At 44.3% G+C, this 16,116-nt stretch carries 16 protein-coding genes and 2 pseudogenes; 8 read left to right on the plus strand and 10 right to left on the minus strand.

Annotated elements, in window-relative coordinates:
- The first annotated feature begins 31 nt into the window (after nt 1-31).
- Both Q8P28_07680 and rpoD read left to right on the plus strand, forming a co-directional pair.
- Nucleotides 32-1,702 carry an FAD-binding protein gene (locus Q8P28_07680; protein MDP2682669.1) on the plus strand — a complete coding sequence of 557 codons (1,671 nt, stop codon included), beginning with the start codon at nt 32-34 and terminating at the stop codon, nt 1,700-1,702.
- Between the two features lie 103 nt (nt 1,703-1,805).
- Complete coding sequence (gene rpoD / locus Q8P28_07685) at nt 1,806-3,305, plus strand: RNA polymerase sigma factor RpoD (GenBank protein MDP2682670.1); 1,500 nt, start codon at nt 1,806-1,808, stop codon at nt 3,303-3,305.
- On the opposite strand, the gene Q8P28_07690 is transcribed toward rpoD, so the two are convergent.
- The 9 genes and pseudogenes from Q8P28_07690 to Q8P28_07730 form a co-directional block, all read right to left on the minus strand.
- Nucleotides 3,274-3,576 (minus strand): DUF167 domain-containing protein, encoded by a 303-nt coding sequence (locus Q8P28_07690; protein ID MDP2682671.1) that lies wholly within the window; start codon nt 3,574-3,576, stop codon nt 3,274-3,276. The two genes, rpoD and Q8P28_07690, sit on opposite strands and share 32 nt — an antisense overlap.
- A gap of 41 nt (nt 3,577-3,617) precedes the next feature.
- Entirely contained in the window at nt 3,618-3,929 is a 312-nt protein-coding gene (locus Q8P28_07695; protein MDP2682672.1) for a YggT family protein, read from the minus strand.
- Between the two features lie 3 nt (nt 3,930-3,932).
- A complete protein-coding gene (gene proC / locus Q8P28_07700; GenBank protein ID MDP2682673.1) occupies nt 3,933-4,751 on the minus strand; it encodes a pyrroline-5-carboxylate reductase in 819 nt (272 codons plus the stop codon).
- Between the two features lie 22 nt (nt 4,752-4,773).
- The gene (locus tag Q8P28_07705; protein ID MDP2682674.1) at nt 4,774-5,478 is read right to left on the minus strand and encodes a YggS family pyridoxal phosphate-dependent enzyme; all 705 of its coding nucleotides are present in this window, start codon (nt 5,476-5,478) and stop codon (nt 4,774-4,776) included.
- Nucleotides 5,479-5,488: 10 nt separating this feature from the next.
- The gene (locus Q8P28_07710) at nt 5,489-6,082 is read right to left on the minus strand and encodes a Maf family protein (protein MDP2682675.1); all 594 of its coding nucleotides are present in this window, start codon (nt 6,080-6,082) and stop codon (nt 5,489-5,491) included.
- Between the two features lie 44 nt (nt 6,083-6,126).
- Nucleotides 6,127-6,789: a hypothetical protein gene (locus Q8P28_07715; protein ID MDP2682676.1), complete on the minus strand. Its 663-nt coding sequence runs from the start codon at nt 6,787-6,789 to the stop codon at nt 6,127-6,129.
- Nucleotides 6,790-7,113 (minus strand): helix-turn-helix domain-containing protein, encoded by a 324-nt coding sequence (locus Q8P28_07720; GenBank protein ID MDP2682677.1) that lies wholly within the window; start codon nt 7,111-7,113, stop codon nt 6,790-6,792.
- A 42-nt stretch (nt 7,114-7,155) separates the two neighbouring features.
- A pseudogene (gene recQ / locus Q8P28_07725) lies at nt 7,156-8,955 on the minus strand (DNA helicase RecQ).
- Nucleotides 8,956-8,998: 43 nt separating this feature from the next.
- Nucleotides 8,999-9,856 (minus strand): EamA family transporter, encoded by an 858-nt coding sequence (locus Q8P28_07730; GenBank protein ID MDP2682678.1) that lies wholly within the window; start codon nt 9,854-9,856, stop codon nt 8,999-9,001.
- A 96-nt stretch (nt 9,857-9,952) separates the two neighbouring features.
- Between Q8P28_07730 and Q8P28_07735 the strand changes: the two genes are divergently transcribed.
- From Q8P28_07735 to Q8P28_07760, 6 genes and pseudogenes are all read left to right on the plus strand, one after another.
- Nucleotides 9,953-10,531 (plus strand): DUF4390 domain-containing protein, encoded by a 579-nt coding sequence (locus Q8P28_07735; protein ID MDP2682679.1) that lies wholly within the window; start codon nt 9,953-9,955, stop codon nt 10,529-10,531.
- An 80-nt stretch (nt 10,532-10,611) separates the two neighbouring features.
- A complete protein-coding gene (locus Q8P28_07740; protein MDP2682680.1) occupies nt 10,612-12,840 on the plus strand; it encodes an ATP-binding protein in 2,229 nt (742 codons plus the stop codon).
- A gap of 17 nt (nt 12,841-12,857) precedes the next feature.
- Nucleotides 12,858-14,174 carry a UDP-3-O-acyl-N-acetylglucosamine deacetylase gene (lpxC, locus tag Q8P28_07745; protein MDP2682681.1) on the plus strand — a complete coding sequence of 439 codons (1,317 nt, stop codon included), beginning with the start codon at nt 12,858-12,860 and terminating at the stop codon, nt 14,172-14,174.
- Nucleotides 14,175-14,238: 64 nt separating this feature from the next.
- Entirely contained in the window at nt 14,239-14,535 is a 297-nt protein-coding gene (locus tag Q8P28_07750) for an ATP-binding protein (GenBank protein MDP2682682.1), read from the plus strand.
- Between the two features lie 85 nt (nt 14,536-14,620).
- Nucleotides 14,621-15,229, plus strand: coding sequence for an ATP-binding protein (locus tag Q8P28_07755; GenBank protein MDP2682683.1), 609 nt, complete (start codon nt 14,621-14,623; stop codon nt 15,227-15,229).
- Nucleotides 15,222-15,998 (plus strand): annotated as a pseudogene (locus tag Q8P28_07760) (site-specific DNA-methyltransferase). The gene Q8P28_07755 and the pseudogene Q8P28_07760 overlap by 8 nt, the downstream one beginning before the upstream one ends.
- A gap of 13 nt (nt 15,999-16,011) precedes the next feature.
- Here the strand turns inward: Q8P28_07760 and Q8P28_07765 are convergent.
- A partial coding sequence (locus tag Q8P28_07765; GenBank protein MDP2682684.1) for an IS3 family transposase occupies nt 16,012-16,116 on the minus strand: 105 nt, incomplete at its 5' end.

Raw genomic sequence — 16,116 nt, forward strand, 5'->3', positions numbered from 1 at the left:
TTTGACCCTTTGACTCTAAAAAGGGGTATCTTTGGTAGTTCATGATGTAATAGTTGTAGGGGGAGGGTTGGCAGGCATGAGGGCTGCTATTGAGGCAGCAAGGAATAATGTAAATGTAGCCATCGTGTCCAAGGTTCATCCAATAAGGAGCCATTCTGTTGCGGCACAGGGAGGAATCAATGCGGCTATCGGCATCGATGACTCATGGGAGGCCCATGCCTTCGACACAGTGAAGGGAAGCGACTATCTCGGAGACCAGGATGCCATAGATATCATGTGCAAAGAGGCGCCCGGTGATATTCTTGAGCTTGACAGCATGGGCTGTCTTTTCAGCAGAGATGAGAAAGGGGTTATCGCTCAGAGGCCGTTCGGCGGCGCTGAATTTCCCAGAACATGTTACGCAGCGGACAGGACAGGCCATGCTATTCTCCATACACTTTACGAGCAGCTCCTCAAATACGGCGTGCCGGTCTATGAAGAGTGGTATGTGATTTCATTGGCAGTCGAAGATGGCATATGCCGCGGCCTGATTGTTCTGGATATACATACCGGAAAACTTCACAGATTGCACGCAAAGGCTGTAATTCTTGCCACAGGCGGTTACGGGAGGGTTTATAAAAATTCCACTAATGCGCTTATAAATACAGGGGATGGCATGGGGCTTGCGCTGAAAAGCGGTGCGTATTTAATGGATATGGAATTTGTCCAATTCCATCCCACCACATTGAAATCTACCGGTATTTTAATAAGCGAGGGGGCGAGGGGCGAGGGCGGTTATCTGGTGAATTCGCTCGGAGAGCGGTTTATGAAAAAATATGCGCCCAAGGCCGCTGAGCTTGCCAGCCGCGATGTTGTTTCAAGGGCAGCGCAGCAGGAAATTGAAGACGGCAGGGGAGTTGATGGCTGTGTATTCCTTGATTTAAGACACCTTGGCGAATTGCTGATAAATGAGAGACTTCCCCAGATACGGCAGCTATCAATAGATTTTGAGGGTGTTGACCCTTTAACGGAACTTCTCCCCATTAAACCAGGGGCGCATTATTCAATGGGAGGCATCAAGACCGATGTATGGGGCAGCGCTAATATAAGAGGCCTTTATGCCGCCGGTGAGTGCGCGTGCGTCAGCATTCACGGCGCCAACCGTCTGGGAGGGAATTCTTTATTGGATGCCATTGTTTTTGGCAGAAGGGCTGGACAGGCAGCATCCGATTATGCAAAAGAAACTGCGCTGGCGGAATTTCCGGAAGGTACGCTTGAGGCTGTCGCAAGGGATATTGCGTTTATAATGGATAAAACAGGCGGTGAGAAGGCAGCCTGTGTAAGGGATGAACTTGCTTCTGCGATGGCCGCGTATGTTGGCGTGTTCAGGGATAAAAACAGATTGGACAGCGCATTGACTGCAATAATTAGATTAAAGGAGAGATATAAAAATATATATCTGGAAGATAAAGGAGAAATCTTTAATACTGAGCTTGTTGCGGTTTTTGAACTCGGCCATTTACTTACTATTGCAGAGTGTATTGTGAATAGCGCAATGAACAGAGAAGAAAGCAGGGGCGCCCATTACCGCATGGATTTTCCAGATAGAGATGATAAAAACTGGTTTAAGCATACGCTCTTATTTAAAGATGACGAGAATATTAAGATTAAATTTACAGATGTTGCCATAACCAGGCATAGGCCTATGGAAAGGAAATATTAGCTTAAAATTAGTAAATATGTTTGACTAATCTTTAATGTTTATATTAGAATACGACATTTAAATTATATTTAGTTTGTGAGTCGCCTGTTATAAGGAGATAGAAATGGCCAAGATAGTAAACAATAGCACAGAGCTTCAAAAACTTATTGAGATAGGCAAGGACAGAGGATTTTTAACCTATGATGAGATTAATGATGCCCTGCCCCATGAAGGGTTTTCTGTTGACGATATGGACAGCCTTCTTGAGACGCTTGGGGAGATGGGGATAGAGGTAGTAGACAGCGCTGGAAAGGCTGTTGCTGAGGATGTTGCAGAGGAAAAAGAAAAGGTTTTGGAAGTTGAGGGAATAGAAGACCCTGTAAGGATTTATATGAAGGAGATGGGCGCTGTTTCGCTCTTGAACAGGGAGGAAGAGGTTGTTTTGGCCAAAGAGATTGAGGACGGCAGAAATGAGCTTAAAAGGCTTACATTTTTAAGTCCGTTTGCATCCAGAGAGGCTCTCCGAATATCCGAAAGGATAAAGTCAGACAAGGCGTCTCTAAGGGAGCTTATGGAGGAGGCTGAGGAGACGGGTCAGCAATATGATGAAGAGCGCAAAGGCGAGGTTTTGGCTCAGGTAGATAAACTTAAGAGGAGAAAAAGAGTAGGCGCATATAAATTATTAAATGAACTAAGCCTTAATCCAATAGTAATAAACAAGATTGCCCATCGGATAATAAAGTTAGAGAGACTTCTACAAAGGGAAGAGGCAAAGAGAGGTATTAAAAAGGCAGAAAGGGCCAAGAAACGTATAAGGTGGGTATTGAGAAAGATTGAAATGAACAGGGAATCCCTTAGACAATTGGCAGTGGGAGTAAGAAAACATGATATTGTTGTGAGAAGGGCAAAGAAAAGGCTTGTAGAAGCAAACTTAAGGCTTGTGGTGAGTATTGCAAAGAGGTATATGAACCTTGGTTTAAAGTTTTCGGACCTTGTTCAGGAAGGCAATATAGGCCTTATGAAGGCAGTGGATAAATTTGACTACAAGAAGGGCTTCAAGTTTTCAACTTATGCAACATGGTGGATCCGTCAGGCAATAACAAGGGCTATTGCCGACCATGGCAGGACAATTCGTATTCCGGTTCATATGATAGAGACCATAAACAGGCTCTTGCAGACATCACGGCAACTCCTTAAAGAGCTTGGAAGAGAGCCTACCCCGGATGAGATAGCGGAGAGGATGGATATTCATGTCTCAAAGGTAAGGCGGATCCTTCGCCTTATGAAACAGACCCTTTCTCTCGAAACTCCAATCGGCGATGATGATGAAAGTTCTTTGGGTGATTTTATTGAGGATGAAAAATCCCCTTCCCCTGCTGAGGCGGCAATAGAGAGCGACCTTTCTGACCAGACTAAGAGGGTGCTTGCAACCCTTACACCGCGCGAGGAGAAGGTTTTGAGGATGAGATTTGGCGTTGGAGAAAAACAGGATTACACATTAGAAGAGGTGGGTAAAGTTTTAGGGGTTACAAGGGAGAGGGTGCGCCAGATAGAGGCTAAGGCTATCAGAAGGTTGAGACATCCTACCAGGGTTAAACTGTTGAAGGGATTTGCTGAAGAATAAATTTTATCAGGTCTTCTGCCTCCTGCAATGATATACCGGTTAACTTAATCTGTTTTATCCTCGATTTTTGGCCAGACATGATTTCTACCTGGCTTTTTCTTATCCCCAGTACATTCGCAAGAAACTCTATGCATGCTGAATTTGCAGCGCCCTCCACCGGAGGAGATGTAAGCCTTATCTTTAAGGCGGTTCCGCCATGGATACCCACAATCTCATTTTTTGATGCGCGGGGCTGTATATAAAGCCTCAAAAGTATTCTTTCTTTATCCAATTTTAGAAAAGGTAGACTACTTCTTGATAAATTTGAGCCTGTTATAACCCACTTCCCATTCTTAGTCTTACAGCAAGTTCGTTTAATGTCCTTACCAGAAATACCTGCAAAAATAATATAATGAGCAAGACTATAATCGGCGAAATATCTATGCCTCCCATAAATGGCAATCTTCGCCGGATAGGATATAATATGGGTTCTGTTGCCTGGTATAAAAACCTTACAATTGGACTATAAGGGTCCGGGCGTACCAATGATATGAGCGCCCTTATAATGATAATCCACATATATATATTTAATAAATAATATATAACTGTGGCTGATGCTTCAATTAGATTTGCAAAAATAAACAATTCTTACCTCCCGGACAATTCCTTTGCCCTTTTTGTCGCAGCCTTAACAGCCTTTATTATTGCCGCCCTTACACTGCCATCTTCCAGCTTTTCAAGGCCGGCAATGGTTGTTCCGCCCGGTGATGTTACCATATCCTTCAACTCGCCAAAGTGTTTGCCGCTTTCCATTGCAAGCTTTGCCGAGCCCAGGACAGTCTGCATAGCAAGCAGGTTTGAGGTTTTTCTTGGGAGCCCCACCCCGACACCTGCGTCTGACAATGCCTCGAGTATTAAAAATACATAAGCAGGTCCGCTTCCGCTTAAACCTGTGACAGCATCCATAATCTCTTCATTTTCTATAACCTGAACCTTTCCGACCGCCTCAAAAATTGCCACCGCAATATCCCTGTCTTCTTTTGAAACACCCTCTCCTGGACAAATGGCTATTGCCCCTTCCAGCACAAGGGCAGGTGTGTTTGGCATAATCCTGATAAGCGGCACACTGTGGGGAAGGCACTTGAGTATATAATCCATTGTCACGCCCGCTGCTATTGAGATGAGGAGTTTATCTTTATTCAGATCAGAGCCAATCTCCTGCAGCGCAGCCTTCATATCATTTGGCTTTACCGCAAGTATTATTATATCAGCCCCTTTTGCTACCTCAAAATTTTTACTGAACACCTTCACCTTATAATGCTCTGCAATATGAGCAAGTCTTTCCTCAATTTTATCTGTAACAAGTATCTGTCCGGCGGTTACCTTCTTTGAGGCTAAAAGCCCTTTTATAAGCGCCTCGCCCATAATTCCTGCGCCAATAAAGCCGATAGTTTTTTTTGTAAGCATATATTCACTCCTTAAATATAGGTTAGTTCTTCTCTCTTTGCCTTTCCCCGAATATCGCTGTCCCAACCCTTATTATAGTCGCCCCTTCTTCAATGGCAACCTCAAAATCATGGGACATGCCCATAGAAAGTTCTTTCATAATAACATTAGGGATAGCTTCACGCCTTATCTTTTCTGCCAGCCTTCTTAATTCGGTAAAGTAAGGCCGTGACATTTCAGGGTTTTCAAAAAATGGCGGGATAGCCATTAGTCCTTTTAATGACAGATTTGCAAGTTTTGATATTTCATGGGTCAGATCCAATGCCTCATGCTCAGCAACACCGCCCTTTGTTTTTTCCTTTGATAGGTTTACCTGAATAAGGACACATAGTTTTTTTTCTGCCCTCTTGTTCAACTCCTTTGCTATGCCAATGGAGTCAACACTTTCTATCGTATCAAAAAGCTTCACAACATCCTTTGCCTTATTCTTCTGGAGATGGCCTATGAAATGCCAGTATATATCTTTTTTGCTCCGATGTAAGTCTTTAATCTTTTTCTCTGCCTCCTGAACATAGTTTTCTCCGAATGTGGTAACCCCTGCCTTTACAGCTTCCTGCATTTTTCTTATATCAACAGACTTTGCGGCTGCTAAAATGGTTATCTCTCTCGGATCCCTGCCGGCGCGTCTGGCAGCCTTTTCTACCCGTTCCCTGACCATTGCAATATTTTTTGGAATAATTGACGGCATTTATGCACCTTCACATCACTCTTTTTACAATCCCTGTTTCTTCCAATACTTCTTGAAATTCTTCCATTGGAAGGCCAACCACATTTGTATATGAGCCTTCTATCTTTTCAACCATAAAACCGCCGATACCCTGCACAGCATACGCGCCTGCCTTGCCAAGGGGTTCGCCGGTCTTGAGATAGTCTTCAATTTCTTTGTTAGTCAAGTTTTTTATCTTTACCTTGCTCTCTACAACCCTTTTTACATTCTCGCCTGTAGCGGCGTTAAAAAAGCAGAAGGCTGTTGCGACCTTATGATCCCTGCCGCTTAAGAGGAGAAGCATTTCCTTTGCCTCATGTATATCAGACGGCTTGCCGAGTATGCGGTTATCAATAAATACTATTGTATCTGCTCCGATTATCCAGCCGTTTTTTACCTTTTGGGCAACTGTTTTAGCCTTTTTTTCTGCGAGCCTTAACGTATGTTCCTCTGGCGACTCTCCTTCTTTTATATCTTCGTCAATATCAGCGGGAAATATATCGAATTTCAAGCCGATTTCTTCAAGAAGCTGTTTTCTCCTGGGAGAAGACGAGGCAAGCGCAAGCCTTTTTTCGCTACTCTGCATAATTTTCACGATAATATAGACCGTTTATAGCATATTTAGGCTGGTTATCCAAGAGAAATATCGGATAATAGGAGTTTTTCGGCATGAAGTCCAAAGAAATGCAGCCAGCTCATCTCCCACACTGCCCCTAATAATAAAAGGGTTGCAGCCAGAACAAATAACAGGGCGGCGTCATTTACAGCAGACTTGAATGATAGAAGCCTTGTTTCTTTACCCTTCCATGCAGGGTTTAATATGGCAAGGCCGATGTTTATGCCTGCTGCGGATGAAAAGACATATCCGCCGAATTCCAGAATAAATGTGCCGTAAAAGACCACAAAGTGCAGAGGAGTGGTTGTTGTCCCGTAAAATATTACTCCCACAACCCATGCCCTGAATACTGTTATAATATAAGGAAAAAAGAAGATAATGCCCGGGATTGTGGTTGACAGGAGCGCGCCGACCGTGAGGTTAAACAAAAATGTATACGCTATCTTCAATGGAAGATACGGCGCCAGAGGACCTGTCAGGGGCTTCAGATAGCCCATTTCAGGAAGTTTCTTTAAAAACTCATTTTTAAATTCAACAGCGCCTGGAACGCCTTGAGCTATCATCCACTGGCCAAAAAGCAAAAAGACGATATTTGTGATGATAAGAAATATAATTAGCGTCTTGAGTTCCTTTGTTTTTTGCCATGCCTGAAAATAAATTTCTTTTATCCTTGCCATTTAATCTTCTCTCCTTTGCATCCACTTTCTTGCTATCCGCGCCTCTTCATAACTTACCACACCGTTTGCCTGCTCAACAACAGATTTCAGGCCGAGGTGTTGAGATTTTAAAAACATCTCTTCTATCTCGCGCCTCTTTACAGGCGCAATCAAACGGTCTATGTCAATATCACTGCCTGCCTGAATGAGTTTTTCTATGTGGCTTGCAATGGTTGATGGCGCGAGGCTGCGCTGCGCCGCTATTTGTTCCAGAGATAAGCCTTTTTGGAACAGCCGGTATGTTTCTTCAACAGTCCCCGTGATTGCGGATTTAGGATTGCGGATTTCTGTTTTATATTCCGCATTCCGCTCTCTGCGCTGCGCATTCGGATTTTCGGCAAGGTATTTCGCAGTCTCCTGAATAAACTTATCGCCGTATCGCTCTAACTTCGTATCGCCGACGCCGCTGATCTTTCTCATGTCCGGCGCTGTAGCGGGATAGTATCTGCACATCTCATGCAGGGTTCTGTCCGAGAACACGACAAAGGGCGGAACCCGCTCTTTATCGGCGATCCTCTTTCTCATTATCCGCAGCCTATCAAAGAGTGTTTGGTCATACCCTTCAATCCCGCCCCTTGCCCGCGCCTTTTCTTTTGGCTCGTCACGTTTCAATCCTTCAATCTGCGCCTTGCCGCGCAGGACTGCGTTTGCCTTTTCCGTCAGTTTCAATACCGGATATTTGCCGCTCTCCTGCAGGATTATCTCCTGCGCGAGCAGTTCGTCAACAATGAGCCGCCAGTGCTCTTTGTCCTTATCTTTTCCCACGCCGTAAGTTTTTATGGCATGATGGCCCAAGGCGCGGATCCGTTTTGTGTCCGCGCCGGTCACCACATCAACGATGTGTCCTGCTCCGAACCGCTCCTCTGTTCTGAACATGGCTGACATCACGATCTGCGCATCCCGGGTAATGTCAATCCGCTCGATATTTCCGGTACAAATATCGCAGCTACCGCAATTTTCCGTTGGATACTGTTCGCCGAAATAACCGAGAAGCTGCCTTCGCCTGCACACATTGTGCGACGCAAACCCGACCATCCGGTTCAGATTTTCCATAGCAACAGAGCGCTCCGCGTCGCCCGGTATCTGATCTATGAAATATCTTATCTTGGGAATATCTCCTCTGCCGAAAAAGAGGAGACATTGCGCTGGTTCGCCGTCGCGTCCGGCGCGGCCTGTCTCCTGATAGTAGCCCTCAATGTTTTTGGGAAGGTCTGCGTGGATGACAAACCGCACATTGGATTTGTCAATGCCCATGCCAAAGGCGATGGTCGCCACGATCACCTGCGCCTCGTCACGGTTGAACGCATCCTGATTTTTGTCCCGCACATCCGGAAGAAGCCCAGCGTGATAAGGAAGGGCGCTGATTCCGTTGGCCTTGAGAAAATCCGCAGTCGCCGTAACAGAATCGCGCGTGGTGCGATACACAATGCCGGACTCGTCGGAATGCAATCCGAGGAATTTAAGTATCTGCGATTCCACGTCGGATTTTCTTTCCACCTGATAAAAGAGATTAGGACGATTGAAAGAGGCGCGAACGACAAAAGGTTTTCTGAGGCTGAGCCTTGCGCAGATATCTTCCTGCACCATGGCTGTTGCTGTTGCGGTAAAGGCGGCTATGGGTGTATTGCTAAACACTTTTGGAATAATGGAAAGGCTCAGATAATCAGGCCGGAAGTCATGCCCCCATTCCGAGATGCAGTGCGCCTCGTCTATGGCAAAAAACGAGATGGGCATGGCCTTCAAAGTCTCAAGAAAATTCGGCATGGCGAACCGCTCCGGAGCGATGTAGAGCAGTTCTATCTTTTTATTTTTCAAGTTTCGGTAAACTTCCGAAACCTCGCTGGAATCCAGCGAACTGTTCAGATACGCGGCCGCGATACCGTTTGCCCGCGCAGCGTCAACCTGATCCTTCATCAAAGAGATGAGCGGGCTGATGACGATTGCGGCGCCGGACATGATCTTTGCCGGAAGTTGATAGCAGAGCGATTTGCCGCCGCCGGTCGGCATCACGGCAAACACATCCCTGCCCGCCAGAATGCTTTTGATAATCGCCTCCTGATTCGGCCGGAACGAGCGAAAGCCGAATACGGTTTGAAGGGCGTCTCTTATTGCAGACCCATTATCCATTGGTATTTTTATTGTCCTTTCCCTGTGGTCATTACAGTTTATATCAAAACACGGTTATTGAAACAACCCCGGCCAACATAAATAAGCTTCCGAGCAGCCTCTCTCCTATATCTCTTTCCTTAAATACAATCATGCCGTAAATAACACTAAAGACAAGGCTTGTCCTTTTTACGGATATTACATAGGCGACATCGGCCATGCTGATAGCCATGAAATGCGATAAAATCATAATGGCTGTAAAAAGGCCTATTGTTAGAAATGTTACCGGCCTTGATACCACCTGATGGAGAGTCCCTTTAACACCCACAACCATTGACAGGGCAATGGTCAAAAGCAGTGGGTAAAAAAAGCCAAAAAATATCGGGCTTGAATGCTGGACAGCGATCTTTCCGATGGTGGACGTAATGCTGTATATGACCGCAACAATAATCATCAGCACGGAGCCCCGCTCTTTTGCGATTGCCTTTATTGGGCCTAAAAGACCAAGGTTGCTTGCCTTTGCATTCAACAGATACGCCCCGATTGTAATAAGAAATATGCCAAGAAACCCTGATTTATCAGGCCATTCACCGAGTAGAAAAAATGCAATAACTGTTATGAACACAGGACTTAAGGCCATGAACGGTATAGTAAGGGAAAGGGGAGAGAGTTTTATCGCCTTCACATAGAGTATGAGCGCTGTTATCTCCAACGGCAAAAGGATGAGAACAGAGACCCAGAATGTTTTATCTAAATCGGGTATAGGGATAAAAAAAAGCGCTATTGCAATAAAGGGGAGGGCATAGCCTTCCCTTACCCATGCAATTACATATTCATCGCTCTTTATCATTGCCCTTTTGCTCAAGGCATCGGCGGTTGACAGAGAAAAGGCGGTAATGAGGGCAAACATGATCCAGAGCATGATACCATTCTATAGACTTTGCAGCAGTTGCTCAAGAGGATTAATTTACCCCTCCTTGCTTGCTTTTCATAATGGTTTTGCGTATTATATCCATCTATGTTCAGGCGCATTATATTTTTAACAGCCATTTTTACACCCTTGTTTCCTATCATTGCCGCGCCGGCCTTTGGCGGGAGTTCTATGAATCCAGCAGTGGACAAGGTTGTTATAACAAATAATTCAGATAGTGTTCAGGTGTCTTTTGAGATTAAAAACGCCTTTACAAAGGATATAGAAGAGGGGATTAAAAGCGGGATACCTACGACATTTACCTTCTTTGTAGAGCTTTACCGAAAACAGGGTTTGTGGTTTGATAAAACATTGGCTGGCATGACATTCAGGCATACTGTAAAGTATGATACCTTAAAAGAAGAGTATGAGATTGTGCAGGGAGAAAAACAGAAAAACACCATGCGGATCAAAGAGATTGAGCAGGCAAAGAAAATCATGGCAGGCGGTGATAATATCATCATTAAACCAGCTTCAGCGCTGAAAAAAGGAGAAGGGTATCAGATCAGAATAAAGGCCACACTGGATCCTGTAAACCTTCCATTCCCGCTTAATTATATGCTCTTCTTTGTTTCATTCTGGAATTATGAAACCGGTTGGTATGAAAAGGAGTTTGTAATACAGTAGACAGTAAGCAGTAAGGAGGTAGCCGCAGGCTTTAGCCTGCGAAATTACGCACCCTGAAAGGGTGCGGCTACCTGAGAATCATGACTGAACAACTAATATCCGAAGAGGAACATAAAAGACGCAGACGCGAGTGGTATATCATTGCATCTGTTGCGATTGCTATCATTATATTAACATACATTGAAAGCCACATCGGAGGCGCAGACAGCAGTCTTCCTACAGCCACTAATGTAATTGTTTTCGGCCTCATCAATGTAAACATAATTCTCTTAATCCTGCTTGTCTTTCTAATCTTAAGAAATTTTGTAAAACTCATTTTTGAAAGACGAAGCAAGATTATTGGCTCGCGGCTTCGCACAAGACTCATCGTTACATTTGTAGGACTTTCTATTATTCCAACCTTCCTTTTATTTTTCGTGGTTATTGGATTTATAAACAAAAGCATTGAGGGTTGGTTTGGCATTAAGGTGGAAGACTCTTTGCGGGAATCTCTGGAACTCGGACAAAACTACTATAAAGACACATCCGATAATATGGTTGTATATGCTAATCAGATAAGGTCAAAACTCTCCTCTGATGGATTAACTCAGGATGAGGATAAACTACGGTCATACCTTGAAACAAAAATGGCAGAGGCAGGTATAAGCAGCATAGAGGTTTTTTCCGCAGATAAACAGAGGATTGGCTATACGCTGGCAAACCATGTGACGCAGAATATGGTTCCGGATATACCTATAGAGTTAATTTCAGACGCCTTCAAGGGTAATGCGGCAAATTTTATACAAACCTTTGAAAAGGGGGATGTGGCAAGAGGCGTTTCTCCAGCCTTTTCCTCTGACCGCAAGGTCGTAATCGGGGTTGTAGTTGTAAGCCATTATGTGTCCAGGAGCCTCATTGCCAAGATGAAGGGAATCTCCACTGCATTTGAGAGCTACAGGCAGTTGAAGATATTAAAAACGCCGCTTAAGGCCAGTTATTTTACAACGCTTCTAATTATAACTCTGGTAATAGTGTTTTTTGCAATATGGATAGGCAGATATATGGCAAAGGAGATAACAGTCCCTATCCAGCAGCTTGCATACGGGACAAATGAGATTGCAAACGGCAACCTTGATTATCGCATATCTATAGAGGCAAAGGATGAGATTGGGGTTTTGGTAAACTCATTTAATAAAATGACCGGAGATTTAAAGGCAACCAAGAACAGGATAGAAGAGGCAAATATAGACCTCAAAAAAACAAACACGGAGCTGGAGCAGAGAAGGAGATACATGGAAATAGTTCTTGGTAATGTGGCTGCGGGTGTTATCTCGCTTGACAAGGACGGAAAGATAACTACAATAAACAGGGTTGCAGAAGATCTCCTTGGGCTGGCTCCTGGAAGGGCTTTAGAAAAAACTTACAGGGATATATTGAAACCAAAGGATGAAGGCTTCCTGAACGGAATGATAGCTGAGATGAAGGACAGAGGCGCAGATAACCTGGAAAGGCAGATACAGATAGACTTAAAAGGCAAGGCCGTACCTGTTCTTCTTAATCTTACGATGCTTAAGGATGACAACGGCAATTATCTCGGCATGGTGGCTGTGCTTGAGGATTTAAGCCATCTCCTTAAGACCCAACGTATGATGGCATGGAAGGAGGTTGCCCAGAGGATAGCGCATGAGGTGAAAAATCCTCTTACACCAATACAGCTTTCTGCGCAGAGATTGAGCAAAAAATACAGAGACAGATTTTCCGGAGAAGAAGGCCATGTCTTTGACGAATGCACCAAAACCATAATCAGACAGGTGGATGAATTAAAGACCCTTGTGAATGAATTCTCAAATTTTGCAAGGATGCCGTCTGCCAATCCGGCGCCGAATAATATAAATGAGATTATAAAAGAGGTTGCGGCCCTTTATCATGGCATGCCGAAAGGCATATCGTTTAGTTTAAATCTGGATGAAAAGCTTCCAATGCTGGATGTAGACCGGGACCAAATAAAAAGAGTCATCATAAACCTTCTGGATAATTCTATTGTGTCTATTGAGGGGAACGGTATGATTATACTGGAAACCTTTTACGATAAGGAATATAAGATTGCGAGGATTGAGGTGGCTGACACAGGCTGCGGGATACCGGAAGAAGATAAGCCCAGACTCTTTGAGCCATATTTTTCCACAAAGAAGTCAGGAAACGGCGGGCTTGGCCTTGCCATTGTAAGCGACATAATTGCCGATCACAGAGGCTATATAAGGGTAAAGGATAATGTCCCGGCGGGAACCCGTTTTGTAATAGAACTTCCGGTAAAGGGAGGCAGGGCTTAAGCCCGAACTTACTTAACATGAAGAGAGTAAAGAAAATAATGGTTGTGGATGATGAGGAAAGCATCAGGCAATCTCTCTCTGATGTTCTGAGAGATGAAGGGTTTGATGTAATATTGGCCGGCGACGGACATAAGGCATTAAAGATGTTGAATTCAAACCGGCCTGATTTGGTGATCCTTGATATATGGATGCCTGTAATGGACGGCACAGAGGTTTTAAAAGAAATAAAGGCAAGACAACCGGACCTTCAGGTGATAATGATATCCGGCCATGGAAATATTGAGGCGGCTGTAAAGACCATAAAGCTCGGCGCATATGATTATATAGAAAAGCCGCTTTCTCTGGAAGCCGTGCTTTTAACTGTAAAGAGGGCATTGAATGAGGGGGGTAAGGAGAGTTCGGAGTTTGGAGTTCCGGTCTCCAGCGAAGCGGGCGCGGAATTAAAATCTCAAATTCCAAATCATAGGTTTGAGGCAAAGAAAGGGCAGGCCGGCAGAATGCAGCGGACAATAAAAACGAGCATTGTCCTTGGCGGTCAGGGGCTTCACTCCGGCGGAAAGACAGGGGTTATCCTTTCTCCGCTCCCTCCCAACAGCGGTATTGTATTTACAAGCCTTTCATCAGAAGAGATGATACCCGCGCACCTTGATTATGTTTCTTCCACAGATTATGCCACTACCTTGAAGAGAGGACACGCCTCTATCATGACCATTGAGCATCTTATGGCTGTCCTGCATATATATAAAATAACCAATCTCCTGATAAAGATAGGGAGCGAGGTGCCTATAATGGACGGCTCTGCCATGGATTTCTGCCAGATGATAGAAGACAGCGGCGCTCTGGAACAGGGAGAGCCGGTAGACGATATTGTAATAGACAATACTTATTCAATCGGGAATCCTGCTAATGGGAGATATATATCCATTGAACCTTCACCCAATCTTACAATCCGGTATTCAATGGATTATCCGCCTCCGATTGGAAAACAAGAGGCGAATTTTATTCTTGACGATCCTGAGGTTTTCAGGAAAGAGATAGCCCCTGCCAGAACCTACGGCTTTGTTAAGGATTACGGCAAATTGCAAGAGATGGGTCTGGCAAAAGGGGGCAGGCTTTCCAATGTGGTGCTGGTGGGCGAAGACAGGGTAATCAATACAGCGCTTAGATTTCCCAATGAGTTTGCCAGACACAAGATACTTGATATTACCGGAGACCTCTATCTTTTGGGGAGGCCGATAAAGGGCAAGGTTACAGCAAGGATGACGGGACATACAGAAAATATCTTGCTCTTGAGGAAAATAGCGGAATGCAAGACAGCCGCTACACAAAAATAGAGGCAAAGCCGCCACCTCCCTTGAGCTTTTTTGGTAAAATGGAACGTCCTTTAAGGCTGAGGCAATGACAGACGCAGACAAAATAAATATTTTTGTCCATGAAGGCGAAGGGCTTACCGTTGAGTTTAAGGAACATTTTACTGCCCGGATTGATGAGGATATCGTTGCATTTGCAAACACAAAAGGCGGGACAATCCTGCTCGGTGTCAGAGACGACCGCACAATAGCAGGGGAGAAACTAACCAATGACCTCAAAGCCCGCATCAATTCTATTGCAAGAAACTGCGCCCCACCTATACAGACAAAGATTAAACACATTCAAAACATCGTAGCAATAGAAGTGCCGCTTAATCCAGTTTAATGAAGCTGTTGCTTTTTTAAAGAAACATTTGAACGTCCGCAGTGAAATTCGGGGTTTTGAGCGTTCTGATATTTATGAGATACCTTTGGACGCCTTAAGGGAAGCAATTGTTAATGCTATAGTCCACAGGAATTATACTATTAGCGGAACAAGTATTTATGTAAGAATTTACGATGACCGCGTGGAGATAGAAAACCCAGGAGGACTTCCTGACGGAATTACAAAACTGGATTTTGCCAAGTCCTCTGTAAGGAGAAATCCGATTATTGCTGATATGTTCCATCGTATGGGTAAAGTTGAGCGCATGGGTTCCGGTATCGAGCGCATGAGGGACCTTATGCGCGAGGCTGGGCTGAAAGAGCCAGTATTTGAAATGGATGCATTCTTTCGGGTCGCTTTTTATCGTGATCCGCGTTATTCCCTTAAAGCGGATAGAGAAACCGGAGAGAAAACTACCCAGAAAAAGTTGGGTGAAAGGTTGGGTGATAAGTTGGGTGAAAGGTTGGGTAAAAATGAAATGAAGATTTTAGATATTATAAATCAAAATAAATTTATTACAATCCCAAAACTCTCAAAATCGCTTAAGATTAGCACAACTGCTGTAGAAAATAATATTGCAAAACTAAAAGCAAAGAAGGTGTTAAAACGTATCGGGTCCGATAAGGGCGGTCATTGGGAGATAGTGAATGGCTAAATTTCAAAAACTTGAACTCACATGGATAGGCAAAGAAAATCAGCCGAGGCTTGAGCCGAGGATATTGATTGAAGATGCGGAGAGGTCTTACGGACACACCCCTGCCCCTCTCAAGAGGGGATTAAAAAGTCCCCTCCTCGGAGGGGAAACAGGGGTGGGTAATATGCTTATCCACGGCGACAACCTTCTTGCGCTCAAAGCCCTTGAGCAGGACTTTGCAGGGAAAATCAAGTGCATCTATATTGACCCGCCGTACAATACTGGAAATGCCTTTGAACATTATGATGACGGGCTGGAGCATTCAATATGGCTGAGCCTCATAAAGCCACGGATTGAACTTTTGCACAGGCTTTTGAGCAATGACGGCTCTATATGGATTTCTATTGATGATGATGAAAGCCATTATCTGAAGGTGCTGTGTGATGAGATTTTCGGGAGGAAGAATTTTGTTGCAAACGTGGTTTGGCAGAAAAAATCATCTCCATCAAATGATGCCAAATGGATTTCTGATAATCACGACCATATTTTGGTATTTGCAAAAGACAAAAATATCTGGCGACCAAACAAGCTGGAAAGAACACAATCACATAACGCTATTTATAAAAACTCCGATCAGTATGATGGGGTTGACAATAAAAGCAATTTCTATGGGCGAGGGCCTTGGTTTCCTGGCGATATGACGGTTAAAACAATTACTGAAAACGCTTTGTACGAAATTACTACTCCTTCCGGCAGAAAGGTCAAACCTGGACTTCCCCCGAATTTAAGGACACTAAGTTAGGTTAGGCTACCATAGATTCGAGCTCATAAGATACTGGAGAAAGATACCCCAGTGTTGAGTGACGTCTCTTTCGATTATAGAATATTTCAATATAATTAAAAATACT

It is taken from the genome of Deltaproteobacteria bacterium (assembly GCA_030690165.1).
Classification (GTDB): Bacteria; Desulfobacterota; GWC2-55-46; order UBA9637; family UBA9637; genus JACRNJ01.

Excerpts from the sequence above, each read along its gene's own strand:
- Q8P28_07705 (MDP2682674.1), bottom strand. The coding sequence starts at position 5,478 with ATGCCGTCAATTATTCCAAAAAATATTGCAATGGTCAGGGAACGGGTA.
- Q8P28_07715 (MDP2682676.1), bottom strand. The coding sequence starts at position 6,789 with ATGGCAAGGATAAAAGAAATTTATTTTCAGGCATGGCAAAAAACAAAG.
- Q8P28_07710 (MDP2682675.1), bottom strand. The coding sequence starts at position 6,082 with ATGCAGAGTAGCGAAAAAAGGCTTGCGCTTGCCTCGTCTTCTCCCAGG.
- Q8P28_07735 (MDP2682679.1), top strand. The coding sequence starts at position 9,953 with ATGTTCAGGCGCATTATATTTTTAACAGCCATTTTTACACCCTTGTTT.
- lpxC (MDP2682681.1), top strand. The coding sequence starts at position 12,858 with ATGAAGAGAGTAAAGAAAATAATGGTTGTGGATGATGAGGAAAGCATC.
- Q8P28_07740 (MDP2682680.1), top strand. The coding sequence starts at position 10,612 with ATGACTGAACAACTAATATCCGAAGAGGAACATAAAAGACGCAGACGC.
- proC (MDP2682673.1), bottom strand. The coding sequence starts at position 4,751 with ATGCTTACAAAAAAAACTATCGGCTTTATTGGCGCAGGAATTATGGGC.
- Q8P28_07730 (MDP2682678.1), bottom strand. The coding sequence starts at position 9,856 with ATGCTCTGGATCATGTTTGCCCTCATTACCGCCTTTTCTCTGTCAACC.
- Q8P28_07750 (MDP2682682.1), top strand. The coding sequence starts at position 14,239 with ATGACAGACGCAGACAAAATAAATATTTTTGTCCATGAAGGCGAAGGG.
- rpoD (MDP2682670.1), top strand. The coding sequence starts at position 1,806 with ATGGCCAAGATAGTAAACAATAGCACAGAGCTTCAAAAACTTATTGAG.